General features: G+C 62.6%; 25 protein-coding genes and 1 pseudogene. 7 read left to right on the top strand and 19 right to left on the bottom strand.

Annotated elements, in window-relative coordinates:
* Positions 1-562, bottom strand: a 562-nt coding sequence (locus MOV61_RS17760; protein WP_247137527.1) for an aminopeptidase P family N-terminal domain-containing protein, incomplete at its 3' end; no start/stop codon positions are given.
* A gap of 15 nt (positions 563-577) precedes the next feature.
* Here MOV61_RS17760 and MOV61_RS17755 point away from each other — a divergent pair.
* Positions 578-718 (top strand): annotated as a pseudogene (locus MOV61_RS17755) (EAL domain-containing protein); the annotation flags it as partial.
* A 90-nt stretch (positions 719-808) separates the two neighbouring features.
* On the opposite strand, the gene MOV61_RS17750 reads toward MOV61_RS17755, so the two are convergent.
* The 9 genes from MOV61_RS17750 to MOV61_RS17710 form a co-directional block, all read right to left on the bottom strand.
* Positions 809-1,879 carry an ABC transporter ATP-binding protein gene (locus MOV61_RS17750; RefSeq protein ID WP_247034699.1) on the bottom strand — a complete coding sequence of 357 codons (1,071 nt, stop codon included), beginning with the start codon at positions 1,877-1,879 and terminating at the stop codon, positions 809-811.
* Positions 1,879-3,627 (bottom strand): iron ABC transporter permease, encoded by a 1,749-nt coding sequence (locus tag MOV61_RS17745; RefSeq protein WP_247137526.1) that lies wholly within the window; start codon positions 3,625-3,627, stop codon positions 1,879-1,881. Before MOV61_RS17745 ends, MOV61_RS17750 begins: the two co-directional genes overlap by 1 nt.
* 95 nt (positions 3,628-3,722) lie before the next feature.
* Positions 3,723-4,772, bottom strand: coding sequence for an ABC transporter substrate-binding protein (locus MOV61_RS17740; protein WP_051900239.1), 1,050 nt, complete (start codon positions 4,770-4,772; stop codon positions 3,723-3,725).
* 112 nt (positions 4,773-4,884) lie between these two features.
* Positions 4,885-5,574 carry a GntR family transcriptional regulator gene (locus MOV61_RS17735; protein WP_051900240.1) on the bottom strand — a complete coding sequence of 230 codons (690 nt, stop codon included), beginning with the start codon at positions 5,572-5,574 and terminating at the stop codon, positions 4,885-4,887.
* A 4-nt stretch (positions 5,575-5,578) separates the two neighbouring features.
* On the bottom strand, positions 5,579-6,556 hold the full coding sequence (locus MOV61_RS17730; RefSeq protein ID WP_247137525.1) for an NAD(P)/FAD-dependent oxidoreductase: 978 nt from the start codon (positions 6,554-6,556) through the stop codon (positions 5,579-5,581).
* A gap of 2 nt (positions 6,557-6,558) precedes the next feature.
* The gene (locus tag MOV61_RS17725) at positions 6,559-8,226 is read right to left on the bottom strand and encodes a hypothetical protein (protein ID WP_247137524.1); all 1,668 of its coding nucleotides are present in this window, start codon (positions 8,224-8,226) and stop codon (positions 6,559-6,561) included.
* Positions 8,227-8,313: 87 nt separating this feature from the next.
* Positions 8,314-9,846, bottom strand: coding sequence for a malonyl-CoA synthase (locus tag MOV61_RS17720; protein WP_247137523.1), 1,533 nt, complete (start codon positions 9,844-9,846; stop codon positions 8,314-8,316).
* Positions 9,846-11,219: a malonyl-CoA decarboxylase gene (locus MOV61_RS17715; RefSeq protein ID WP_247137522.1), complete on the bottom strand. Its 1,374-nt coding sequence runs from the start codon at positions 11,217-11,219 to the stop codon at positions 9,846-9,848. Before MOV61_RS17715 ends, MOV61_RS17720 begins: the two co-directional genes overlap by 1 nt.
* Before the next feature lie 81 nt (positions 11,220-11,300).
* The gene (locus MOV61_RS17710) at positions 11,301-12,515 is read right to left on the bottom strand and encodes a polyhydroxyalkanoate depolymerase (protein WP_247137530.1); all 1,215 of its coding nucleotides are present in this window, start codon (positions 12,513-12,515) and stop codon (positions 11,301-11,303) included.
* 116 nt (positions 12,516-12,631) lie between these two features.
* Here MOV61_RS17710 and MOV61_RS17705 point away from each other — a divergent pair, with 116 nt between their 5' ends.
* The 4 genes from MOV61_RS17705 to MOV61_RS17690 all read left to right on the top strand — a co-directional run bounded on the left by MOV61_RS17705 (position 12,632) and on the right by MOV61_RS17690 (position 15,561).
* Positions 12,632-13,285, top strand: a complete 654-nt coding sequence (locus MOV61_RS17705) for a glutathione S-transferase (RefSeq protein WP_040125649.1) — start codon at positions 12,632-12,634, stop codon at positions 13,283-13,285.
* Positions 13,286-13,309: 24 nt separating this feature from the next.
* Positions 13,310-14,149: a tryptophan 2,3-dioxygenase gene (gene kynA, locus MOV61_RS17700; protein WP_247137521.1), complete on the top strand. Its 840-nt coding sequence runs from the start codon at positions 13,310-13,312 to the stop codon at positions 14,147-14,149.
* A gap of 74 nt (positions 14,150-14,223) precedes the next feature.
* Positions 14,224-15,033: an AraC family transcriptional regulator gene (locus MOV61_RS17695; RefSeq protein WP_247137520.1), complete on the top strand. Its 810-nt coding sequence runs from the start codon at positions 14,224-14,226 to the stop codon at positions 15,031-15,033.
* 102 nt (positions 15,034-15,135) lie between these two features.
* Positions 15,136-15,561, top strand: a complete 426-nt coding sequence (locus MOV61_RS17690) for a VOC family protein (RefSeq protein ID WP_247137519.1) — start codon at positions 15,136-15,138, stop codon at positions 15,559-15,561.
* A 2-nt stretch (positions 15,562-15,563) separates the two neighbouring features.
* Here the strand turns inward: MOV61_RS17690 and MOV61_RS17685 are convergent, their stop codons facing one another.
* The 7 genes from MOV61_RS17685 to MOV61_RS17655 form a co-directional block, all read right to left on the bottom strand.
* Complete coding sequence (locus MOV61_RS17685; protein WP_247137518.1) at positions 15,564-15,887, bottom strand: hypothetical protein; 324 nt, start codon at positions 15,885-15,887, stop codon at positions 15,564-15,566.
* A 73-nt stretch (positions 15,888-15,960) separates the two neighbouring features.
* Positions 15,961-16,866 carry a 2-hydroxyacid dehydrogenase gene (locus tag MOV61_RS17680; protein ID WP_247137529.1) on the bottom strand — a complete coding sequence of 302 codons (906 nt, stop codon included), beginning with the start codon at positions 16,864-16,866 and terminating at the stop codon, positions 15,961-15,963.
* Between the two features lie 68 nt (positions 16,867-16,934).
* Positions 16,935-17,714 carry an amino acid ABC transporter ATP-binding protein gene (locus MOV61_RS17675; protein ID WP_309493815.1) on the bottom strand — a complete coding sequence of 260 codons (780 nt, stop codon included), beginning with the start codon at positions 17,712-17,714 and terminating at the stop codon, positions 16,935-16,937.
* Positions 17,715-17,760: 46 nt separating this feature from the next.
* Entirely contained in the window at positions 17,761-18,561 is an 801-nt protein-coding gene (locus MOV61_RS17670; RefSeq protein WP_247137517.1) for a transporter substrate-binding domain-containing protein, read from the bottom strand.
* 51 nt (positions 18,562-18,612) lie between these two features.
* Positions 18,613-19,269 (bottom strand): amino acid ABC transporter permease, encoded by a 657-nt coding sequence (locus tag MOV61_RS17665; protein WP_080952390.1) that lies wholly within the window; start codon positions 19,267-19,269, stop codon positions 18,613-18,615.
* A gap of 16 nt (positions 19,270-19,285) precedes the next feature.
* A complete protein-coding gene (locus tag MOV61_RS17660) occupies positions 19,286-19,954 on the bottom strand; it encodes an amino acid ABC transporter permease (protein WP_040123895.1) in 669 nt (222 codons plus the stop codon).
* A 100-nt stretch (positions 19,955-20,054) separates the two neighbouring features.
* The gene (locus MOV61_RS17655; protein ID WP_247137516.1) at positions 20,055-21,101 is read right to left on the bottom strand and encodes a LacI family DNA-binding transcriptional regulator; all 1,047 of its coding nucleotides are present in this window, start codon (positions 21,099-21,101) and stop codon (positions 20,055-20,057) included.
* Between the two features lie 154 nt (positions 21,102-21,255).
* Between MOV61_RS17655 and MOV61_RS17650 the strand changes: the two genes are divergently transcribed.
* Both MOV61_RS17650 and MOV61_RS17645 read left to right on the top strand, forming a co-directional pair.
* Positions 21,256-21,495, top strand: coding sequence for a type II toxin-antitoxin system VapB family antitoxin (locus MOV61_RS17650; RefSeq protein WP_247034670.1), 240 nt, complete (start codon positions 21,256-21,258; stop codon positions 21,493-21,495).
* The gene (locus MOV61_RS17645) at positions 21,495-21,929 is read left to right on the top strand and encodes a type II toxin-antitoxin system VapC family toxin (RefSeq protein WP_040123898.1); all 435 of its coding nucleotides are present in this window, start codon (positions 21,495-21,497) and stop codon (positions 21,927-21,929) included. The genes MOV61_RS17650 and MOV61_RS17645 overlap by 1 nt, the downstream gene beginning before the upstream one ends.
* A 121-nt stretch (positions 21,930-22,050) precedes the next feature.
* Here the strand turns inward: MOV61_RS17645 and MOV61_RS17640 are convergent, their stop codons facing one another.
* Both MOV61_RS17640 and MOV61_RS17635 read right to left on the bottom strand, forming a co-directional pair.
* Positions 22,051-22,875, bottom strand: a complete 825-nt coding sequence (locus tag MOV61_RS17640; protein WP_247137515.1) for an inositol monophosphatase family protein — start codon at positions 22,873-22,875, stop codon at positions 22,051-22,053.
* Positions 22,876-23,836, bottom strand: a 961-nt coding sequence (locus MOV61_RS17635) for a LacI family DNA-binding transcriptional regulator (RefSeq protein WP_247137514.1), incomplete at its 5' end; no start/stop codon positions are given. It lies immediately after the preceding gene.

Below are 23,836 nucleotides of genomic sequence, written 5' to 3'. Positions count from 1 at the left end.
GTTCGATCTCGCGCGGCGTCTTGACGGCCCGCAGACGGCGCAGCACGTGCGAGCCGTCGGTCCAGGTTACCGTCGGCAAAGCCAGTTTCAGGGCCTCGAAATCGGCGGTCGGCATGAATTCCAGGTCGGCGCCGATCCGAGCGCGATCAAGGCCACGCTCGTTCAGCAGATCGCCGAGCAGGTCGAAACAGGCGGACCGATCGAACGTTTCCGGCCGAGGTCCGAAAGACCCGAGCCGGCGATAGGCCTCGTTGACCTGCTCGACGCTCTCGGCTCCCGTTAGATCGAGCATGTCGATCCAGATGCGATGGGTGCGCAGGTCCACGTCTGCCGCGGCCTTGCGGATTGAGCCGGCGGCGTGGTCGCTGGCGATTGCGGCGAGACCAATCGAGGCATCGGCCGGCACAAGCGCGATTGCGGCACCCGCCCTGCCCCACATGGTCGCGACACCGGCCGGCGCGCCGATCGCGTACCGAAAGGCTTCAGGCTGGAAGATCACCAGCGCGTCGAGGCAGGCTTGCGCCATCAGGCGCTCTGCATGGCGGCGGTCGATATCACTCATCGCATTCTCCAGAACCACCGCTTCGGCTGCCGCATCGCGCTCGACGAGCTCGGCACCGGTTATTCGTCGCTGAGCTATATGAGCCGTTTCCCAGTCGATATCGTCAAGGTCGACCAGTCCTCAATCCGTTCGCTCACAGAACGGACGGGCGACATTGCCGACGCACCGGCCTTGAAAGGCCGGCACGTGCTGCTCGATGTGGTGCGACGGATGGGTTTCAAAGTGAAATAGCGGGCGAGGCGAGCCTCAATCCGCGATTGGCACGATCTGCGCGGGATCAATCTGCAGCCAGGCCGGCGCGCCGACCTCGAAGACGTCCGCCGGCGGCGCGGCGACACGGAACTGCAACCCGCTGTCCGTCGACTGGAAGACGTAGTCCCAGGTCTCGCCAAGGAACGAGGATTGCCGCACCGAGCCTTGCAGGTTGATGGCTTTTTCCCGGGGAGCCTCGGTTGCGGAAAGTTTCATCGCCTGCGGTCGGATGGAGACGGTGATCGGGCCGCCGCCAGAAACCTCTTCGCCGATCATCGCCAGCGGCACACTGAAGCCCGCAAAGTCGATCATGTGGTTGCCGCAATTGCCGGAGAGGAAATTCGTGCGGCCGATGAAGCTCGCCACAAACCGGGTCTTCGGCCGGCTGTAGAGCGCGTAAGGGCTGTCGATCTGTTCGAGGCGGCCGTTGTTCATCACCGCGATGCGGTCGGAAGTCACCATCGCCTCGCCCTGGTCGTGAGTGACATAGACCGAGGTGATCTTGAACTCGTCATGCATGCGCTTGATCTCGAAGCGCATCTCCTCGCGCAGGTTGGCGTCGAGGTTCGAGAGCGGCTCGTCGAGCAGCAGCACGGCCGGCCGGATAACCACGGCGCGGGCGAGCGCCACGCGCTGCTGCTGGCCGCCGGAAAGTTCGGCCGGATAGCGGTCGGCGAGATGGCTCATCCGCACGGTTTCCAGCACCGCGCCGACGCGTTTCTTGACTTCATCGCTCGGCAGCTTGCGCAGGTTGAGGCCGAAGGCGACGTTTTGCGACACCGTCATGTTCGGCCAGATCGCATAGGACTGGAAGATCATCGACATGCCGCGCTTTTCCGGCGGGACGGAGCCCGAAGGCGCCGACAATATCTTGCCGTCGAGCTCGATCGAACCGGAGGTCGGGTCGATGAAACCGGCGATCATCCGAAGCGTCGTCGTCTTGCCGCAACCGGAAGGGCCGAGCAACGAGACAAATTCGCCGGGCTTGATATGCAGGTCGAAATCGAGCACCGCATCGACGGCGCCGAAACGGCGACCGAGTTTCCTGAGGACAAGTCCGTCCATTAGCTTCTCCTCAACATGAAGTCGCGTCCGAGATAACGCATCCCGATGGCGACGACTGCGACAATGATGATCAATAACAGAGAGCCCAGCGCCGCGAGCTTTTCGAGCTCGCCTTCCTCGCTGAGATCGAGCAGCACGACGGAAACGACGCGCGTGGTGGGGCCGACCAGGAAGATGGCGGTCGAGAGTTCCTGCGCGGCCGGCACGAAGATCAGCAGCCAGCCGCCGGCAAGCGTGCGCTTCAACAACGGCCCGACCACATGCCGCAGCGCCGTCACCCGCCCGCCGCCGAGAATGCGCACCGCCTCCTCCATTTCCGGATGAATGCTGCGCACGCCGGCCGAACTGGTGGTGAAGGCGATCGGCAGGAAGCGGGTGACGAAGGCAAGCGCCATGATCGTATAGGTGCCGTAGAGCGCGATCGGCGGCAGGGCATAAGCCGCATAAAAGCCGATGGCGAGCACGATGCCGGGCACGACATAAGGCGAGACCGCGAGGAATGCGAGCAGGCCCGAGAAGGGGATCAGCTTGCGTTGCACGATATAGGCGATGAACAGCGCCAGCGTGATCGCCACCGTCGCCGCCACGATGCCGAGCCCGATGCTGCCGACCAGTGCCTTTTGCGAACTGGAATGCTCGAAGAGCACATAGTGGAAGTTGGAAAGCGTCAGGTTGCTGAACGAGAAGCCGGCCGTCCAGGAGTCCGAGAAGGCGGCGAGAAGCAGCACGAACATCGGCATCAGCACCGACAGCGCCACGACGCAGAAACAATAGCCAAACAACACCCAGCGCCATCTGCCGAGCTTGACGATGCGGCGCTCGCCGCCCTTGCCGCTGACCGAGACATAACCCTTGCGGCGCAGGATCAGCTTCTGCAGCCCGAGCATCGCCGCGGTGATCAGCAGCAGCGGGATCGAATAGGCGGCCGCCACTTGGATCCGCAGCGGGAACGAGAAGAACTCGGTGAGCTGGATCACCACGACCGGGTAGCGCGCCGGGATCGAGATCAGCGCCGGCACGCCGTAAAGCGCGATCGCGCCGAGGAAGGAAAGAAGTGCCGAGCCGATGATCGCCGGCATGACCAGTGGGAAGGTCACCTTCATCGCCGTCTTGAACGGGCCGGCGCCGAGGATGTTGGCGGCGTCCTCCATCTCGGAGTTGATCATCTCAAAGGCCGAGCTCACCAGCACGAAGACCAGGAAAAAGCCGCCGATCGCGGTGACCAGCACCAGCCCGCCGAAAGAGAAGATGTTGACCAGCGGTTCGGTCGAACCCGAAAGGCTGTGCCAGACGCGGTTGATCCAGCCGGTATTGGGGCCGGCGAGCAGGATCCAGCCGACGCCGGCGAGATAGGGCGGCATGATGAAGGCGCCGAACACGCTGTAGCGCACGAAATTGCGGCCCGGCATATCGGTGCGGGTGCAGGCCCAGGCGAGCGGCACGCCGAAGGCCAGTTTCAGCACGACGACGACGGCCCCCATCTTCAGCGTGTTGGTGAGCGCCGTGATGTGGCGTTCCTTGCCATAGGCCTCGACATAGTTGTGAAGCGTCCAGCCGCCCGTCTTGGCATCGGTGAAACTGGAGACGACGAGCGTCCACATCGGCGCGACGATCAGCACGACCAGGATGCCGGCCAGGAACACCCAGAGCAGATTGGCCGGCTGTAGCCGCTGGCGCCAGGGCACGCGCACCTTCACCGGCTGGTCGTCTGACCAGGTGGTGGCTACGGGATGGGAAACACTCGTCATGATCGGCGCTCGCTTTGTCACTGGAGGCGTCGGAAACAGGTCACGCCGCCAGGCGTGATGGACGGAGGCCAGATGTTGCCGGCCTCCGATACGGTTCAGATCCCGAACGTGTCGCGGAACTTCTCCTGCACCTCAGGCAGCTTCTTGATGCCGTCGGCCGTCGCGATCGACTTCGTCTTATAGCTGTTGAGCGGACGCATGCCTTCGGCAAGCGGCACGCCGGCCCGAAGCGGGTAACGGTAGTCCTTGGCGAAGTATTCGGCGATTTCCGGTCCGAGCAGGAAGTTCTCGAACAAACGTGCGGCATTCGGATGCGGCGCATCCTTCATGATCGCGGTGGCCGAGGGCGGCAGCAGTGCACCGTCGGTCGGGTAGATGACGCCGATCGGCACCTTCTTGAGGATCGAGTCCGACAGGATCAGCGGCAGCGGCGCCAGTGCCACCTTGCGTTCGCCCGAGGCGACAAGGTTATGCCCATCGGCCACCGAGCGGCCGATCTGTGGCTTGTTCTTCTCGATCTTCGTGAAAAAATCCCAGCCGTAGAGGTCGTTCATCAGGATGGTCCATAGCCCAACACTGCCGGAGAAGCTCGGATGGCCGATGGCCACCTGGCCCTTCCATTTCGGATCGGCAAGATCGGTCCAGTTCTTCGGGGCTTCCGCCTCGGTCACCAGCTTGGTGTTGTAGGCGATGACGAGAGGCGAGACGCCGGATGTAATCCAGTAGTTCTCCTTGTCGGCGAGCGCCCGAAGCTCCGGCACCATGTCCTTGAGGTTTTCCGGGGCGAACTGGGCAAGCGCGCCCTGTTCCTTCAGCTGCAGCATCTGGCCGTCGTCATTGGTGGACATCAGGTCGCCCTGCACCGCTTTTGCCTGCAGTTCCTGCACGAGGCGCTGGAAGATGACCTGGCCGGAGGCGCGCACGACATTGCAGCCGACGCCGGCATATTTCGCCTTGAACAGGCCGCACATGCCGTCGGCGAACTCGGTGGTCGTCTGCGAGACGTACCAAGTGACCGAACCTTCCTTTTTGGCGGCGTCGTAAAGCTGCTTTTCGCCGGCCGTCATTTCAGCCGCGCCGGCAAGACCGGCTGCCAGCAAGAATGCCGGAACCAGGCCGGCCACATAGGTAATGGCATGCTTCATGATCTCTCCTCCCTTTGATCCGGCCCATTGCCGGCGACAAGCTCGACCCTCCCGAGCTTAGAAATTCACGTTTTCCTTCCGCCGCAATCGATCCCGGTGGCGATGTTCCTCATCATTCGCCGGGGATCAGCTGGCGTTCCACCGGGCGCATCAGCGCCAGGAAGTCGCTGAAATATTCGCCCTGGATGACGACATGGTTGCGCATTGCATCGCGGGCGCGGGCGTCGTCGCGGTCCCGGATCGCTGCAAGCACCTCGTCGTGCTCGGACAGCGAACTGTTGACGCGGCCGGGCACCCGCAGCTGCAAGCGCCGATAAGGCTTCAGCCGTCGCTGTAGCGCATGGGCGTTTTCCGCCAGGAAGCCGTTGCCGCTCGCCTCGTAGATCACCCGGTGAAATTCGGCGTTGGCGTAATAATAATCGTCCGAATTGCCGGCCTGTTGGGCGGTGGCGCAGGCAGCCTGCGCCTCTTCGAGCAATTTCAGCTGTTCCGGGCGGATGCGGCGGGCGGCAAGCCGGGCGCACATGGCTTCCAATTCGCCCATTACCTCGAACATCTCGACAAGCTCGGTGATCGTCAGCTGGGTGACGAAGGCGCCGCGATTGGGCACCATTCTGATGAGGCCCATAGTGCTCAGCTGGATCAGCGCCTCGCGCACCGGCGTGCGGGACACCTGATGGCGGGCCGCGAGACTTGCCTCTTCGAGCCGATCGCCGGGGGAATAGAAGCCGGTGACGATATCCTGCTCGATCGCGTCGCGAACGCTCGGTTTGCCCTGTTTGCCTTTGAGCAGCACGTTCATGGGCCTATCCTGCCGATGCGGCCGCGATATCACGCGGTCCTGCCTGTTGAGTATTACCCTGACGCTGTGCCAGATGGCGCACCGCGGAAACTGCTGCCGTCACGCCGTCGCCTGCCGAGGCCGCCAGATGCGCGACCGACCGGGCTCGGATGTCGCCGGCCGCGAAAATGCCTGGCACAGATGTCTGCATGTCGAGATCGACAACGATCCGGCCATCGGCCGCGAGCGTTACCGTGTCGCTGAGGAAAGACGTATTGGGCTCAAGTCCGACATAAACGAAGACGCCATGGCAGGGGAGATCGCTCTCTGCGCCCGTCGAAAGATCGCGGACGGTTATGGCGCTGACGCCGCCTTCGCCGCGGATCGCGGTCGCCACCGTGTTCAGTCTGACTTCGATGTTGGAGGCTTCCCGTGCTTTCGCCTGCAATGCGGCGCTGGCACGGAGGCGCGAACCGCGATGGATGACCGTGATGCGCGCGGCATGCGGAACGAGCGCCAAGGCTTCGTCCAATGCCGAATCTCCGCCGCCGATGATGCACACGTCCTTGCCGCGCATCAGCGGGCCGTCGCAGGACGCGCAGTGGGAAACGCCGCGCCCTTCCCATTCGGCCTCGCCCGGAATGCCAAGCGTGCGCTTGGCCGAGCCGGCGGCGATGATCACCGCGCCTGCCGTCAAATCGAGATCGGCGCCGGCGATGCGGAAGCCGGTATCCGTCTTTGCAATGGTCTCGATCGTATCGAGCGCGAATTCGACGCTGGCCTCGTCGGCCTGCATCTGCAGCATCGGGCCGAGCTCGAAGCCGGACATGCCTTCGGCAGGTCCCGGGAAATTGTCGATGCGGTCGACATTGATCACCTGGCCGCCGGCGCCGAGCATATCGACGATCATCGTGCGCGCGCCGTGCCGGGCGGCGGCGATGGCGGCATTAAGCCCCGCCACGCCGGCGCCGACCACCACGATGTCGTAATCGTTCGGGCTCATCGTCAGCGCCAATCGTCGACGGAAACGGTGGTGCGGTAATGTGCCCCGTAAATCTGCCAGTAGCCGTTGGACTCGCCGCCGACGACCACGACGTTGATGTCCTGCGGGCGGAAGATATGGACGAGTTCGTCCTTGCCGGCCTTCAGCTTGCCGGCCATCGGTTCCTCGCCGAAGGTGGCGCGCGGATAGATGTAATTCTGCACGAGTTGCAGATCCCAGTAACGGCCGGCCGGCATCTGCGCCGTCTCGTAGATGAAGTCGAGCAGATCCTGCTTGTTCACGAACCCGCCGCGATCGATGAACTGCCGGGCGCAGATCGGGTCGAGAACGAGGGTCGGCGCGGTGATCGCGTCGGTGCCGAGCAGCATGTCGCGCACGTGCTCGCGCCAGTATTCCTTGCGCAGGCCAAGGCTGAAGGTCGTGGAACGGCAGCCGTGGAAGATGCTGACGGTGCTCGTCCCGGCGTCGAAACCTTTCTGCACATGCAGCGGCTCCCACGGACTGCGCTCCTCGTTTTCCGCGAAGGTGAGGTTGTTGTAGGTATAATTGTTGCCGAGCGAGCCCATGAAGGTTTCGCCCACTACCGAGCCACCCTGCAGGTTCTGCGACAGGAGACCGAAGGCGCGGCCGATCGTGGCATTGGCATGGCTGTAGGGGCCGAGCGCGCCGACGCCGCAGTTCATGCCGATCTCGTTGCGAACAGGCCCGTTGACGACGGCCATCGCCGCCGCCGAAGAAGAGGTCGATCCGCGCGCGGAGACCTGAGCCGCCGCCAGCGCCAGGATGACCGGGAAATATTCGGGAGAGGCACCGGCCATGACGGCGTTCACGGCGACCTTCTCGACCGTGTATTCCCACAGGCCGCGATTGGTGGTCGGCTGCATGTGGCCGACCACCTCGTCCGGCTTGCGGGAGGTCGCGGCCAGCATGTCGGCGACACGGGCGTCACTCGGAAGAATGATCGGCAGCTTATCGGTCCAGTTGTTACGCAGGAAGGCGGCGTGGAGATTATCTTCCGTGTCCGGTTCAACGAGGCGCGGCGTGCTGCGCTCGAACTGGGCATCCTCGGCGCTCGCCGAAAGGCCAACAGTCAAGGCTTCGATGATTTCCTTCATCACCGGCTTGCCGCTGATCGGATCGGGGCCTTCCACATAGGCGCGCAGTTCTTCCGGCGTCTTGCCCATCACCGGCTGGGGTACGAAGACCAGCGGCTGCTGCGAAAGCCCGCCCATCTTGGCGACGGAGCGAACGACCTTGTCGAATTTCTCGGTGTGGATGGCTGCGGTCGGTACGCCATATTTGGTTTCCAGCGTGATCGCATGGGTGGTGACGGCCGGTGCGCAGGTGCTGCAATGGCCGACGCCGATGATCGCGGCATGGCCGTTCGCCTTGATCTCTTCCCAGAGCTGTGGGTCATCCTTGGAATAGGTATTCGCCATCTGGCGGATCCGTACGTCCACGGAGGGCATGTTGCGTGCAAACCAGGCCTCGACCTCCTTCAGGAGCTCGACGGAATCGTCAAAGCGGCTGTCGACAAGATAGACGACCTTGCCGTCGAGGCTTGTCGGGCGGTCAGCCGGCTGCTTGCGGCTGACCTTCGGCGGATAACCCATCGGATTGTGGACGGTGACGAGCGGCTGAGCGCTGTCCGGCTTTCCCTGTTGCAACATCCCACTTCCTCCCGAAATGTTCCGTGCTCGTATGCAATCATAGTCCACGCGTATACATGAACCGTCAAGTCCCAAAATTGCGATTTGCTATTTTGCGGCGGCGGCTGTCGGCTCGAACGTTCCGGAAAACTGATTGCGGAGTATATTCTTCTGCACCTTGCCCATCGTGTTGCGCGGCAATTCGGCCATGAACGTCACCTTTTTCGGGCGTTTATAGCCCGCCAGACGGCCATCCAGCGCCTTGATGACCTCTTGTTCGGTCAGCTGGGCCCCTGATTTCAGGACGATCGCGGCAATGATGCCCTCGCCGAAATCCGGATGCTTGACACCGAACACGGCACTTTCGGTAACGCCCGGCATGGCGTCGATTTCCATCTCCACCTCTTTCGGGTATACATTGTAGCCGCCGGTGATGATGAGGTCCTTGCCGCGCCCGACGATATGGACATAACCGTCCTTGTCGATCTTTCCGAGGTCGCCGGTGATGAAGAAGCCGTCCTTGCGGAATTCTGCGGCGGTCTTTTCCGGCATGCGCCAGTAACCCGAAAAAACGTTCGGGCCGCGCACCTCGATCATGCCGATCTCCTCGGTGCCGAGGGAGGCGCCTGTTTCGGCGTCAGTGACCCGAACCTGGACCCCCGGCAACGGGAACCCGACCGTGCCGGCGACCCGCCGGCCGTCATAGGGGTTCGAGGTGTTCATGTTGGTCTCGGTCATGCCGTAGCGCTCGAGGATGGCGTGACCGGTGCGCGCCTGCCATTCCTCGTGGGTTTCGGCCAGAAGCGGCGCCGAGCCGGAGACGAACAGGCGTATATGGGCGGTGCTGTCCTTGTTGAGCCCCGGATGTTGCAGCAGGCGGGTATAGAAGGTCGGCACACCCATCAGCACGGTCGCCTTCGGCATCGCCTCCATGATCTTGTTCGGGTCGAATTTCGGCTGGAAAATCATTGAGGCGCGCGAGGCGAGCACGACGTTGGTGGCGACGAAAAGCCCGTGCGTGTGGAAGATCGGCAGCGCGTGGATCAGCACGTCCTTGTCGGTGAAACGCCAGCTTTCCACCAGCGACGTGGCGTTTGACAGGAGATTGTCATGGCTGAGCATGGCGCCCTTGGAGCGCCCCGTCGTGCCGGACGTATAGAGGATCGCGGCGATATCCGCTCCGCCCCGCTCTGAGGTCTCGGTTATCGGCGTGGCGACGGCGGCGGCATCGGTCAATGTCCCCTTGCCTGCCGGGTCGAGCGTCAGGACTTTGGCGCCGGTCGCCTTGGCGATCGGCTGCAGCGCCTCGAATTTCGAGGGATCGCAGACGAAGACCGAGGGCTCGGCGTCGGTGAGGAAATATTCGATTTCCGCCGGCGTATAGGCGATGTTGAGCGGCAGGTAGATGCCCCCTGCCCTGACTGTCGCCAGATAGAGCGCCAATGCTGCGACCGACTTTTCCGCCTGGACGGCCACCCGGTCGCCCGGCTGCAGGCCGGCTTCAAGAAGCGCTCCGGCAAGCCGCGCGCATTGATCGGCGAAGGTGCGGTAGCTCATGGCGCCGACCGTCTCGTCCGTCAGGAGCAGCCGATCCTCCCGGTCGAGCCCGCCGAGCAGCGCGTCGTAGAGATTACCAGCCATCAAAACACCTCCTGGGAAACCGGTTGGGCCAGTTTTCGCAGCGCCGGCGTCGCCGCGATATGGCCGTTTTCGGCATAAGCTTCATGATTTTTCTCGATCTCGCCGAGCCGGTAGCGATAGTTGACCATCAGGCCGTAGGACTGGCGCATGCCCTTCGGCGAACGGTCGCCGAGGAAGTTGAGCCGCTCGGCCTGTGCGCCGTTGCCGAGGTGGAATCGCGCGACCGGATCGACCGGCCGACCGTTGCCGCGCCGGACGTTCAGCAGGTAATGTGCGCCGAGCGGCAGCATGGCGCGCTGGATCTGGTCGAGTTCGCGCTCGTCGGCCGACGCCCAATCGCCTTCCAGCCGAGCCATAAGCCGCTGCTTTTCCTCTACGATCTCCGCGCTGTCGGTGGCGCGGCTCTCGCCGCGCAGCCAGGCGCCGAAGCCCGGTATGGGAGAGAGCGTCACGAAATTCTCAAGCCGCGGCAGGTCGCGCTTCAGGTCGTTCACCACCTGCTTGATGAGGAAGTTGCCGAGCGAGATGCCGGCAAGGCCGCGCTGGCAGTTGGAAATCGAATAAAAGACGGCCGTCGTCGCCTGCTGCACTTCCAGCGGCTGGCGATCACGGGCGAGGAGCGCGTCGACCGAGGCCGGCAGATGGTCGGTCAACGCCACCTCGACGAAGATCAGCGGCTCGTCTTCCAATTGCGGGTGAAAGAAGCCGAAGCAACGGCGGTCGGCCGGCGCCAGCCGTCGGCGCAGATCGTCCCAGCCGTCGATATCGTGCACGGCCTCGTAGCGGATCAGCGCCTCCAGGATATTGGCGGGCGTGGTCCAGTCGATCGATCGCAACATCAGGAAACCCCGGTTGAACCATGAGGAGAAGAGATGGCAGAAATCGAGGTCGACTGGCTGCAGCGCCGGTTCCTTGGCCAACATGTCCATCAGGTGTTCGCGCATCTCGACCAGCGTCGCGGTACCGCGCTTGGCGAAATTGATGCGGCGGAAAAGCTCTTGCCGGCGCGGCTCCGCCGCCTCGTGCAGCCTCGCGATATTCTCTGCGCTTGGCTCGGCGTTATAGGCGGCCGCCGCGGCGTCCAGGACCGGGCGATCCGGGCCGAAACGGTCCAGCAGTGCCCGCATGAAGGCGTCGCGGTCCGGGACGCTTGCCTGGCGGTAGGCTTCGAGGAACGCTTCGGCAAGAATGGCGCCGGAGACTTCGCCGCGGCGCGACAGGATCATTTCGGCAAGGCCGGCGAGGTCGCGGTTCTGCACCGGCGGCGATGAAAGGCCGAACAAGGCCCGGCCGCGGCCGGACAATGACTGGATCAGCTCGCCGATAAACGGAGGAGCATCCCACCAGCCGAAAACCGGATCCCTGCTGCTCATCTTTTTTCTCCCACCCCTTCATTGCATACAACAGATGGGTGATCGTATGCAAGCGAAGGTGCAAGGCTGGCGCCTGTCGCACTATTCCATCGCGAGGATCATGTTGCGGACGACGGGATAGATTTCCTTCTCCCAGCGGCGTCCGCTGAAAACGCCATAGTGCCCGACATTGGCCTGCAGATGATGGCGGCGCAGGTGCGGGCGCAGCGAATGACAGAGGTCATGGGCCGCTGAAGTCTGGCCGAGCCCGCAGATATCGTCGCGTCCGCCTTCGACGGTCAGAAGCGCTGTGGCGCGGATATGGTTCGGGTCCACCTTGCGGCCATGGTGGGTGCAGTTGCCGCTCGCCAGCTCCGCCCGCTGGAACACCCGGTCGATGGTCTCGATGTAGAATTCCTCGGTCATGTCGAGCACCGCGAAATATTCGTCGTAGAAATGCTTGATCTTATTCGCTTCAGTCGTTTCGCCATTGGCGAGGTGGCGATAAAGCTTGCGATGCGCCTCCACATGGCGCTCCATATTCATGCTCATGAAGGCGACGAGCTGCAGGAAACCCGGATAGACGCGCCGTCCGCTGCCGGGAAAGCCCATCGGAACACCGGTGATCAGCTCGCTCTTGAACCACGACAGCGGCTTCGACACCGCAAGCTCGTTGACCTTGGTCGGGCTCTCGCGGGTATCGACCGGCCCGGCCATCAGCGTCATGGTGCGCGGGGTTGCCGGATTCTTCGCCTCCGACATGACGGCAACGGCGACGAGCGCCTGGACGCAGGGCTGGCAGACAGCGAGGATATGCCCGCGCGGACCGATCTCCTCCAGGAAGCGGATAATATAGTCGACATAGTCGTCCATGCCGAAGCGGCCGGCGGACGTGGACACGTCCCGCGCATTGGCCCAGTCGGTGATATAGACGTCATGGTCCTTCAGCAGCGTCTGGACGGTGCCGCGCAGCAGCGTCGCGAAATGGCCGGAGAGTGGCGCGACCACCAGCACTCGCGGACGTGGCGTATCGACGTCGGCGACGAAATGCAGGAGCCGCCCGAAAGGCAGGTCGAGCGCCGTCTCGACTGATATCGGCACGTCGCGGTTGCCGATCGTGACCGAGGTAATCTCGAACTCCGGCCGCTCGTGGGTGATCTTGAAGCGGGACATCAATTCCAGTGCTGCGGCAGCATGCCGGCCCATTTCGGTGCCGGCGCCGAAGAACAGGGCAGAGGACATCAGTTGCAGGCGTCGGGCCATATCCCGCATCGGCGCGAGGAGGTCGTCCTGGAATTGATAGGCCTGATAGAGCATGAACATGTCCCCGCGCACCGCAAAAATGCGGCAGTGCAAAAATGCTAGTGCAATATGTCTCGCGATGCGAGAAGATTGTCACCGGACGCATGATTGTCCGGCAAGGATTGAAACTGATGACGCAGGCGGCACTGACGATTTCGTCGAAAAACTATTCCTCCTGGTCGCTGCGCGGTTGGCTGCTGTGCCGCATGGCGGGGCTGGATTTCGAGGAAGTGCTGGTCGAGATGAACGACGATGCGCGCCAGGAACTGCTGCTCCTGTCGCCCTCCGTGCTGGTGCCGCGGCTGACCCATGATGGCGTCAACGTCTGGGATACGCTGGCGATTGCCGAATATCTGAACGAAATCACGCCGGATGCCGGTCTCTGGCCGGCCGACATCGCCGACCGCGCCCGTTGTCGTGCGGTCTCCGGGGAAATGCATTCCGGCTTTCACAATCTTCGCTCGGCCCTGCCGATGAACCTCAAGGCCCGGCACGAACGTTTCAAGATCTTTTCCGGCGCCCGGCCGGATGTGGAACGGGTCAAGACGATCTGGGCCGAGTGCCTGGAAGCGAGCGGTGGCCCGTGGCTTTTCGGCGAAAAGCCGACGGTAGCGGATGCGATGTATGCGCCGGTCTGCAGCCGATTCCGCACCTATGCGGTCGAGCTTGAACCGAAGCTCGCGGCTTACGCCGACGCTGTCCTCGCCTGGCCTCTGATGCTCGAATGGACCGAAGGGGCGCTTGCGGAACCGGACGAAATCGTCGAGTTGGAAGTGGAATTCTAGACCGCGAAAGACATATCGGACATTATGAGCGCAAAACCCTACGATCCCGGCGAAGACGGCGCGGAAATGTCTTTTCGCGAGAAGATGTCCTATTCCGATTACCTGCATCTCGAAAAGGTGCTCGACGCGCAAGAGCCGATCTCGGCGGCGCATGACGAACTGCTGTTCATCATCCAGCACCAGACGTCCGAATTGTGGATGAAGCTTGCGATCCACGAGATCACCTCGGCAATCAATGCCATCCGCAACGATGATCCGCAGCCGGCCTTCAAGATGCTCACCCGCGTCGCCCGGATTTTCGAACAGCTCAACAATGCCTGGGACGTGCTGCGCACCATGACGCCTAGCGAATATACGGAATTCCGCGCCTCGCTCGGCCAGTCTTCCGGCTTCCAGTCCTATCAGTATCGGGCGATCGAATTCCTTGCCGGCAACCGCAACGTGGCGATGCTCGGGCCGCATGCGCATCGGCCCGATATCATCGAAAAGCTGGAAAGCATCCTCGCCCGCCCGAGCCTTTACGACGAGGCGCTGATGCTGCTTTCCCGGCGCGGGTTCGATATCGGCGAGGACGCGGCCAGAACCGACTGGCGTACAAAGCGCCCCGAGAACGAGCAGGTGCTGGAGGCCTGGAAACAGGTCTACAGCGCGCCCGGAAAGTACTGGGAGCTTTACGAACTCGCCGAAAAGCTGGTCGATTTCGAGGACTATTTCCGCCGCTGGCGTTTCAACCATGTGACGACGGTGGAACGGGTGATCGGCTTCAAGCGTGGCACCGGCGGCACGTCGGGAACGTCGTATCTCAAGAAGATGCTGGAGGTCGAACTGTTTCCCGAACTCTGGCGGGTGCGCACCGTTCTGTAAGCCGGGTGAGGCCCAAAGCTGCCGGTTGGTGATCTTCTCAAGCCGGGTTATGCTCGCTCAAACGCGAGGAGCCGATGCGCGCGAAGGGACGAAACGGATTTCGGATGTTTCGATGCGGCATGGCCGGCGTGCAGGCCGTCGTAGCCCGCTCCGACCACCATTTCGCCCGTCACACCCATGACCAGTACGGCATCGGCGTGATCGAGAGCGGCGCCCAGAAATCTGCAAGCGGACGCGGTCCGGTGGAGGCCGGACCGGGCGATGTCATCACCGTCAACCCCGGTGAAGTGCACGACGGCGCGCCGATCGGGGACGAAGGGCGTTTCTGGCAGATGCTCTATTTCGATCCGGCTGTGATGGCCGTCGCCGTCGCGGACATCCGCCAGGGCAGGCCCGGCGATTTCGAATTTGCAGATCCGGTGCTGCGGCAACCGCCACAGGCCGCGACGATGCGGCAGCTGTTCACGGCGATGACCGTCGAGGAAGCCGGCGCCGAACTCCGCCGCCAGGAATTGCTGCTGACGCTGCTGGCCGAGGTGATGCGGGACGAACCGGAGCCGAAACCGGTGCCGCGAGCTATCCGGGCAGCGCGCGAACGGATTGATGACGATCCGGCCAAAGCGGTCAGCCTTGCCGACCTGGCGGACCTGGCCGGCGTCAGCCATTTCCAGCTCCTGCGCGCTTTTGACAAGGCGACGGGGCTTACTCCGCATGCCTACCTGATCCAGCGACGTGTCCAGTTGGCGCGAAAACTGATCGCCGGCGGGACGGGACTTGCGGAGGCGGCGCTGGGCAGCGGCTTTGCGGATCAGAGCCACATGACCCGCATCTTCACCCGCAGTTTCGGGATTTCCCCACGCCTCTACGCGGTTGCGGTGGGTTGATCGCAGCTTTCGCGGAGGACAAGCGGATGACGCTTGCTCTCCATTGCGGGAATGTTAGGCTTTGCCTTCGGATATCCATCTGACACCGGGAGGGCGCAGACCATGTCCGCATGCTTCAGATACATCGTCAACGATGTAAAGGCAGCGATCGATTTCTACACAGCACACCTTGGCTTCAAGCTCGAGATGCACCCCGCCCCGCCTTTCGCGGAAATCTCGCGTGGCGACATGCATCTCTATCTCTCCCAGCCGAACCCGCGGGGTGGCGGCGGTGCGCCGATGCCGTCCGGAGAGCAGCAGGCACCCGGCGGGTGGAACCGTATCCATCTGACCGTCGACGACCTGGACGGGATGGTCGAACGCCTGAAACTGGCCGGCTGCGGCTTCCGCAACGAGATCATCCAGGGGACGGGCGGCAAGCAGATTTTACTGGAGGATCCGTCCGGAAACCTGATCGAATTGTTCGAGCCGAACACGCCCGCTTACCGCGCGCCCGGCTCAGGCACGAAGACCGCCGGCGGTCGATGAACTCAGGACAGCGCCAGATCGAAGACGTGGTGATGGATGCGGCCGTCGAACATGTCCAGTAGCCCCTTGGTCATGTCCCGGCTTTCGTAACGCACCGGCGATTCCAAGGCCGCGGCCAGCGCCTCGCGGCTTTCGTACATGGTCGACAGCACCATCGGGTAAGACGGTGCACCGTCGTCGCGCTCGATATTGTAGAGCACGCGTACTTCCTTGATGCCCGGAAAAGCCAGCCACATCGGCATCAGCTTCTCGGCGACATAGCTTTTGAACGCTTCTTCCTGGCCGGCATGGATCGTGCCTTCGAAAAAGGCCTGACGGATGATCATCTCGTTTCTCCGCTTCACGTTTGCGCTGCGCAATTCCCAACGGAAAACCGCTTCACACTTTTCCTGGAATTGCTCAGTTGACGGTGGTCGGCGGCTTTTCGCCGGCGAAATGTGCTGCGATATTGGCAAGCAGCAGCTCCCCCATGGCGACGCGGGTCTCGACCGTGGCGCTGCCCTGGTGTGGCATCAGCACCGTGTTCGGCGCGGTGAAGAAATCTTCGCGGATGCGCGGCTCGTCGAGATAGACATCGAGGCCGGCTGCGCCGATCGTGCCGTCGTTGAGGGCGGCGAGCAGCGCGTTTTCGTCGACGACGCTGCCGCGAGCAATATTGATCAGGATGCCCTTCGGTCCGAGCGCCTTCAGAACCTCGGCATTGACGATGTCTTTCGTCTGCGCATTCGCGGCAACGATGACGCACAGCACGTCGCTATCTTCCGCCAATGCCACCGGCGAGGCACAGGACTTCCAGGTCGTGTCCTTGATCGGCGAGCGGTTCCAGAAGCGCACGTCCATGCCGAAGGCTTCGGCGCGGCGGCCGAAGGCCTTGCCGATCTGGCCGAGGCCGAGGATGCCGACACGCTTGCCCTTCGGGCTATGCCCGAGCGGAAAGCCTTGGCTGCCCCATTTGCCGGCACGCACGAATGCGTCGCCCTTGGCGATATGGCGCAGCACGCCGAGCATCAGCGCAATGCCCATGTCGGCGACGTCATCAGTCAAAACGCCGGGCGTGGTGGTGACGTCGATATTGCGGCTGCGGGTGAATTTGAGGTCGACCTTGTCGGTGCCGACGCCATTGATGGCGATGACGCCGAGCGAGGGCAGCTTCTCGATCCATTCGTTGGAAAGGCCGGTGCCGCCGCCGGTCGCGACGGCGCGGATGTTCGGCAACGCTGCTTCCAGCGTTTCCTTCTGCGCCGGGTCATACAGCCGATGCACGGTATAGGCTGCGTCGAGCTGGTCCTCGATGAACGGCATCATCGGTTCCACAAGCAGGATATCTGGTTTCACGTCCGGAACTCCTTAATTTCAATGAGTGGCAGTGGCGTTCAAGAGATCTGTCCGAGGAAGATCTTCAGGCGCTCGTTCGTGGGATTGCCGAAAAATTCTTCCGGCGCGGCGGTTTCGAGGATCTCGCCGCGGTCCATGAAGATCACCCGGTCGGCGACCTGCCGGGCAAAACCCATTTCATGAGTGACGCAGAGCATGGTCATGCCCTCCTTGGCGAGGTCGATCATGGTGTCGAGCACTTCCTTGACCATTTCCGGGTCGAGCGCCGAGGTCGGCTCGTCGAACAGCATGATCTTCGGGTTCATGCAGAGCGCGCGGGCGATCGCTACGCGCTGCTGCTGGCCGCCGGAAAGCTGGGCGGGATATTTTTCCGCCTGTTCGGGAATGCGCACCCGTTCCAGGTATTTGCGAGCGGTCTTTTCCGCCTCGACCTTCGAAATGCCACGCACCTTCATCGGCGCCAGCGTGCAGTTTTCCAGGACCGTCATGTGCGGGAAGAGGTTGAACTGCTGGAAGACCATGCCAGTCTCCTGGCGGACGATATCGACGTTCTTGCCGCCGGCGGTCAGGTCATGACCGTCGACAACGATTTTGCCCTTCTGGATCGTCTCCAGCTGGTTGATGCAGCGGATCAGCGTCGACTTGCCGGAGCCGGAAGGCCCGCAGATGACGATCCGCTCCCCCCGGGTGACCGACAGTTCGACGTCCTTCAGTGCGTGAAAGCCGCCGTACCACTTGTTGACGCCTTCCATCCTGACGGCGAGTTCGGAAGTTCCTCGCGTGGCCGCGGCCGATGCGTTTGCGTTCACCTCAGTCATTGCGAGGAACTCCCTTTCGATCTCAGTTCTGGGCGTGGTTCTGGTCTTACTTGGCGTTGGCGACGAAGTCCGGCAGCGGAGCGCCGAGCCATTTTTCATGGATCTTGCCGAGTTCGCCATTGGCCTTGACCTTGGCGATGAAGGCGTTGACAGCCGTCAACAGCTCGCTCGAGCCCTTGCGCACGGCGATGCCCTGAACCTGCTGGCTGAGCTGAAGCTTCTGGGTGAACCGGCCGGGAGCTGCCTTTTCGATCTGGGCGGCGACAACGTTTGAGACGCCGATCAGCTGAACCTGACCGGACAGCAGGGCCTGCACGGCGCTGGCATCGTCGTCGAAACGCTGGATCTTGGCATCCTTCGGGGCGATCTTGGTGACGCCGGTATCCTGCGTCGAGGCGCGGGCGACGCCGACCGTCTTGCCGGACAGGTCTTCCGGCTTGGAGACCTCGGTCGCCTTGGCGCCGAAAACGCCGATCGAGATGCCGGCATAGGGCTGCGAGAAATCGACGCTCTTGGCGCGCTCCTCGGTGATGCCGAGCGAGGCGACGAGCAGGTCGACCTGGTTGCTCTGCAGGTAGGGAATGCGGTTCGGGCCGGTGACCGGAACGATCTGCACCTTCACGCCGAATTCCTTGGCAAGCAGCTTTGCCACGTCGGCATCATAACCGTCCGGCTCGTTCGAGGTGTTCATGATCCCGAACGGCGGGAAGTCGACCAGCATGCCGATCTTGACGGTGCCTGCGGATTTGATGCTTTCGACGGTCTGCGCCGATGCGGTGGAGGCGCCTGCGCCCATCATCAGGCCTGCGCCGATGACGGCCATAACCACGCGTCTAGAAATGTTCATTTTCCTACCCTTTTCTGTTGCACCGGTTTCCTCCCTCCGGCTCGGGTCCCGTCAACGTGCCGTTGCGCGGGAAAATCTGAGTTCCATCCGTCGCGCCAGCACCGAAAGCGGCCAGCAGAGGACGAAATAGACCGCGGCCACCGTGCCAAACACCATGAACGGGCTGAACGTGGCGTTGTTGATGATCTGGCCCTGGCGGGTGAGCTCGGTAAAACCGATGATCGCCGCAAGCGAGGTGCCCTTGATCAGCTGCACCAGGAAGCCGACCGTCGGCGCCACCGCGATCTTCGAGGCCTGCGGCAGGACGATATAACGCATCCGGTTATAGTAGCGCAGGCCAAGCGCGGTCGCGGCTTCCCGCTGGCCGGGCGGCACCGCCTCGATGCAGCCGCGCCAGATTTCGCCCAGAAATGCGCTTGCATGCAGGGTGAGTGCGACGGTTGCGGCAAGCCATGGGTTGATGGCGAAACCGAGGATGTTCATGCCGAAGAACACCAGGAAGAGCTGCATCAAGAGCGGCGTTCCCTGGAAGACGCGGATGAAGCCGGTGGCGATCAGCCGCGGCCATTTAGCATCCGAGACGCGCATGAGCGCGATCAGCAGCCCGCCGATGCCGCCGCCAGCAAAGGCGATCGCCGACAGCGCGATGGTCCACTGCGCCGCAAGCACGATGATCCAGAATTCGTTGATGCCGAAAGGTCTGATCAATGGCATGGCCAGGCTCCTATCGGCTCAACGGATATTTGAAGGCGGCCTTCTCGATCGCCGAGAAGATCGTCGAGAAACCGACCGACATGACGAGATACATCACCGTGATGACGATATAGACCTCGAAGCTCGCGAAGGTCTGCGACTGCAGATTGTTGCCGGCGGCGGCAAGGTCGTCGGCTGAGATTGCCGAGACGACGCTGGAGGTCAGCATCAAATAGATGAACTGGCTGGTCAGCGACGGATAGACGGTGCGCAGCGCCGGTTTCATGATGATGTAGCGGAAGATCTGCAGCTTCGAGAGGCCGAGCGCGGTGCCGGCCTCGATCTGCCCCTTCTGGATCGACTCGATGCCGGCGCGGATGATTTCCGTGCCGTAGGCGCCGAAATTGACGACCAGCGCCACGAGCGCCGCACTGTTCGGCGTCAGAAAAATTCCAAGCGACGGGAGGCCGAAGAAGATGAAGAAGATCTGCACCAGGAACGGCGTGTTGCGGATGATCTCGATATAGGCGTCGATGACCCAGCGCAGCGGCGCAATGCCCGAAGTCTTACCCGCGGCACAGGCGATCGAAACAATCAGGCCGATGATCATCGCCGCCACCGAAAGCTGGATCGTCAGCCAGGCGCCGAGCAGAAGCTGGTCGAAACCCGCAAATACGGGCTCGAAATTGAAATTGTACAACTTGGGACCTCCCCAATGATGTCGAAAGAGCGCCACTCCTCTGCGGCGTCTGTTCATTTAGATCGATCTAAAAGCTTTCGGTCCGGACGTCAACCGAAAGCTAACGGGATTGTTGCAAAGCCGAAATGGCGACCGGCCCGCAGGATTGGCGGATATGCAAAACCGTTTCGTTCACAACCCTGCGGGCCGGGCGGACGGGATCGGCCAACCGGTCGAGGAGAAGCCGGGCCGCATTCCCGCCGATCGCCACCGGTCCGGTGGAAACGGACGTGAGCCTCGGCCGCATCGCCTCCGCGTCGGTCACGTCGTCGAAACCGATCAGCGAAAAATTCTCGCCGATCTTCAGGCCACGATCGTAGAGACCGGCGGAAAGGCCGAGCGCGATCACGTCGTTGAAGCAGATCACCGCCGTCGGCTGTTCGCCCTCGCCGAAGAGGAGATGCGCGGCATCGGCGATCTCGCCGATCTGGATCGGCAGACCCACGATCATGTTCGGATCGAGCCCGCGCGATTGCATGGCATCGCAAAACCCCTCGACGCGCTCGCGATAGGCGGAATGGATCGGCCCGTGGACGGCAAAAGCGATCGTCCCGTGGCCGAGCGATGCGAGATAATCCACCGCCTGGCGCATGCCAGCCGCATAATCGGAACCGGCATAATCGACTTCTTCGGTAATCTGGCGGAGCACCTGCACCAGCGGCAGGTCCCATTCGGCGAGCTGGTGAAGGAACGCGGGTTCGGTGCCCGCCGCCGGGCATATGATGACCCCATCGACGCCGTGCTCGCGCATCCGCCGCATCACAATGTCCTGGCGTTCGACGAGATCGCCGCTATTGGCGAGGATCACCACCATGCCGGCCGAATCGATCACCGCCTCGATGCCGGACAGCAGTTCGGCGAAAAACGGGTTCGTCAGATTGGGCACGATGACGCCGACGGTGTGGCTGCGCTCGGCCCTGAGCCGGGCGGCCCCCATGTTGTAGACATAGCCGAGCTCGCCCATCGCCTGCTCGACGCGCGCCCGCGTATCGGCACCGACCAGCGGGCTCTTGCGGATGACGAGCGAGGCGGTGGCGCGCGACACATTGGCGCGCCGCGCTACGTCGACAAGCGTCACCCGACTTTTCTTTTTGTCTTCGAATGGCATGGATGTCATTTAGCAGAGGTGAAATCCGAATACCAGCGAACCACATGAACAATTAAAACAATAGGTTAGCCATTACGGATAACGCCGAAAAGCGACCAACTTGCAAGGATATGAAAGCGAGGATATTATAATATCCTCCAAAGGATATGCTTAGATGCCTCTCTATATCAAGGACCCTGAAGTCGACAAGCTCACGGAGGAGCTTGTGGGCCTTATCAAGACGTCCAAAGTAGACGCCGTGAAGACGGCGTTGAAGCACGAGATCGCCAGCCGCAAAGCCAGCTTGCCCATTCGCGACCGGTTGGCAAAATCTCTGGCGATGGCCCGCGCTGCGGGACCATTCGCACCCGGTGACCACAAGCGCGAGACCGATGAAATGTGGGACGAAGACTGATGCTGTTCATCGACGCATCCGTGATCGTGGCTATTCTTGCGGAAGAGCAGGACCGTGATGAGTTGCTGGACCGTATCGGCCAGGATCCTGGCCCGTTCTATGTGTCATCCGTGGTGAGGATGGAGGCCTCGCTTTCGCTGACACGCCGCAAGGCTGGGGTAAGTGGCCGCGACAAGCCCGCCACCCCCGAAATGCTGGCGGAGTCTCGCCGTCTGGTGGACCAGTTCATTGCCGATCTGGAGGCCCGGGACATCATGATCAGCGGAGACGTGGGGACAAAGGCCCTGGACGCCGCCCAGGACTTCGGCAAGATCGTCAACCACCCTGCAAAGCTCAATATGGGAGATTGCTTCTCCTATGCCTGCGCAAAGGCTTACAGGACCAAGGTTGCCTATAAGGGCAACGACTTCGCCTTGACCGATATAGGCTGGTGAAGCCAAGCGGTTGAGCGCTCATCGGCGGGAGCGGCCCGGCCCCGTTTGGATTGGCGAAGGGGACGGTTGTCGCTGCGGATCGTCTATGTCGCGTCGATGCCCCTGCCGCTATCTGCCTGCCCTACTGCCGGGCGGCAGCCAAGCCTTCCATCTCCATCAGGAAGGCGAATTCGCTGGCAAGCCCCGGCGAACAGGCAACCACCGGGCCGCCCCGCGAAAGCAGATCCTCGAGCGGCGGCACGGCGATCGTCGCACCCGCTTCCGAGGCGATCAGTACGCCGGCGAGCATGTCCCAGGAGGAAAGGTGCCGTTCGTAATAGAGATCGGATACTCCCTCGGCGACGCGGATGAGGCCGATCGCGGCGGCCCCCATGCGGCGATAGTCGATGCCGCGCTCGTAGAGTTTGCGCGAGATGGCGAGGTAGTCTTCGAAGTCGGTGCGGCGGGAATGGCCAAGAATGGCGATCGCGTGGTTCGGATCGCTCGTCTTGGCCGCCGTGATCGGCTTGCCTTCCTTGAAGGCCCCCTCACCCCGGATTGCATGAAAGACCCGGTCCTGCGCGGCGTCATAGATCACGCCCAGCAGGATTTCGCCACCGGAGACGAAGGCGATCGAGACACCCCAGTGCCGAAATCCGCGGATGAAATTGGTGGTGCCGTCGATCGGATCGACTACCCAGGTGCCGCCCTCTCCCGAGCGCCCGCCGCCCTCCTCGCCCATGAAGGAATCGCCGGGGAACTCGCCGAGCAGGGATCCGCGGATCACTTCTTCGGCCCGTTTGTCGGCGACGGTGACGAAATCCTGCAGGCCCTTGTTCTCGACGCCGAGCGTTTCGGGAAGAGCTTCGGCACGGAAGGCGGCGGCCTCCATGCCGACCCGGCGGGCAACCTCGATTGCGATCCTAGCGCGAGATTGCAGGGAGGAGAGGTCGAATGCAGATGCCATTTATGCACTTCTTCTTTTGATCAGCGTCACGGGCGTGAATTCCACCCTAGCCACGGCGTCCGGTTCGGACATGCGGCTGGTCAGGAGATCGATCACCTGTTCCGCCTGTACGTCGCAGGGCTGTACGAATGTGGTGAGGTCATAGGCCGACCAGCTTGCCTGAGGGATGTCGTCATGGCCGATTACCTTGACCGAACCGTAGCTCCGGCCGGCCTTGGCGAGCCCATCAAGCACGCCGCAGGCCATGTAGTCATTGACCGAAAACACCCCGTCTATGCCGAGGTCAATCAGCGCCTGCGCCGCCTCGTGCCCATGGGCGTAATCATTGATGGCGACCGGGATGAGCGGCGCATCGAGCCCGAGCATCTGGCAGCGGCTCTGAAACGCCTCGGCGCGACGGCGCGAGGAATAGGAGACGGCGGTGCCGGCGATGACGGCAAGCTTCTTGGCGCCCGCTTCGACGAGATGGTCGACGGCCGTGTAACCCGACATCCGGTCATCGGAGACAACCCGGTCGACGAAGGGAAAATCCTCGCCCTTGTTGACCAAGACGATCGGCACGCCCTCGACGGCACATTCCTCGAAAATATGCGAAGGCGGTGCATCCGAGGTGATGATGACACCGGAAACGGCATAATGCAGCAGTTGGCCGATGACGGTGGCGCTGTCCGCCTCCTTGGAGGTCGGCAGCAGGATCGGCCGGTAGTTGCGGGCGATCAGCGCGCGGGCCAGGTTTTCGAGCTGCTGGGTGCGGAACGGGTTGTCCAGGCCGGCCGCCACCAGGCCGACGAAATCGGACCGCTTGTTGGTGAGGCTGCGGGCGAGATAGTTGACCCGGTAGCCGAGTTCCTTGGCTGCCTGATACACTTTCTGCCGGGTCTTTTCCGAAACGCTGGCATCCGGCGTGAAGGCGCGCGACACGGCGGCGCGCGAGACGCCGGCTGCACGGGCGACATCGAAG

Source organism: Neorhizobium sp. BETTINA12A (assembly GCF_023006485.1).
Taxonomy (GTDB): Bacteria; Pseudomonadota; Alphaproteobacteria; order Rhizobiales; family Rhizobiaceae; genus Neorhizobium.
The sequence above is the reverse complement of the archived record's forward strand: the minus strand, read 5'-3'. Positions and strand labels throughout refer to the sequence as shown.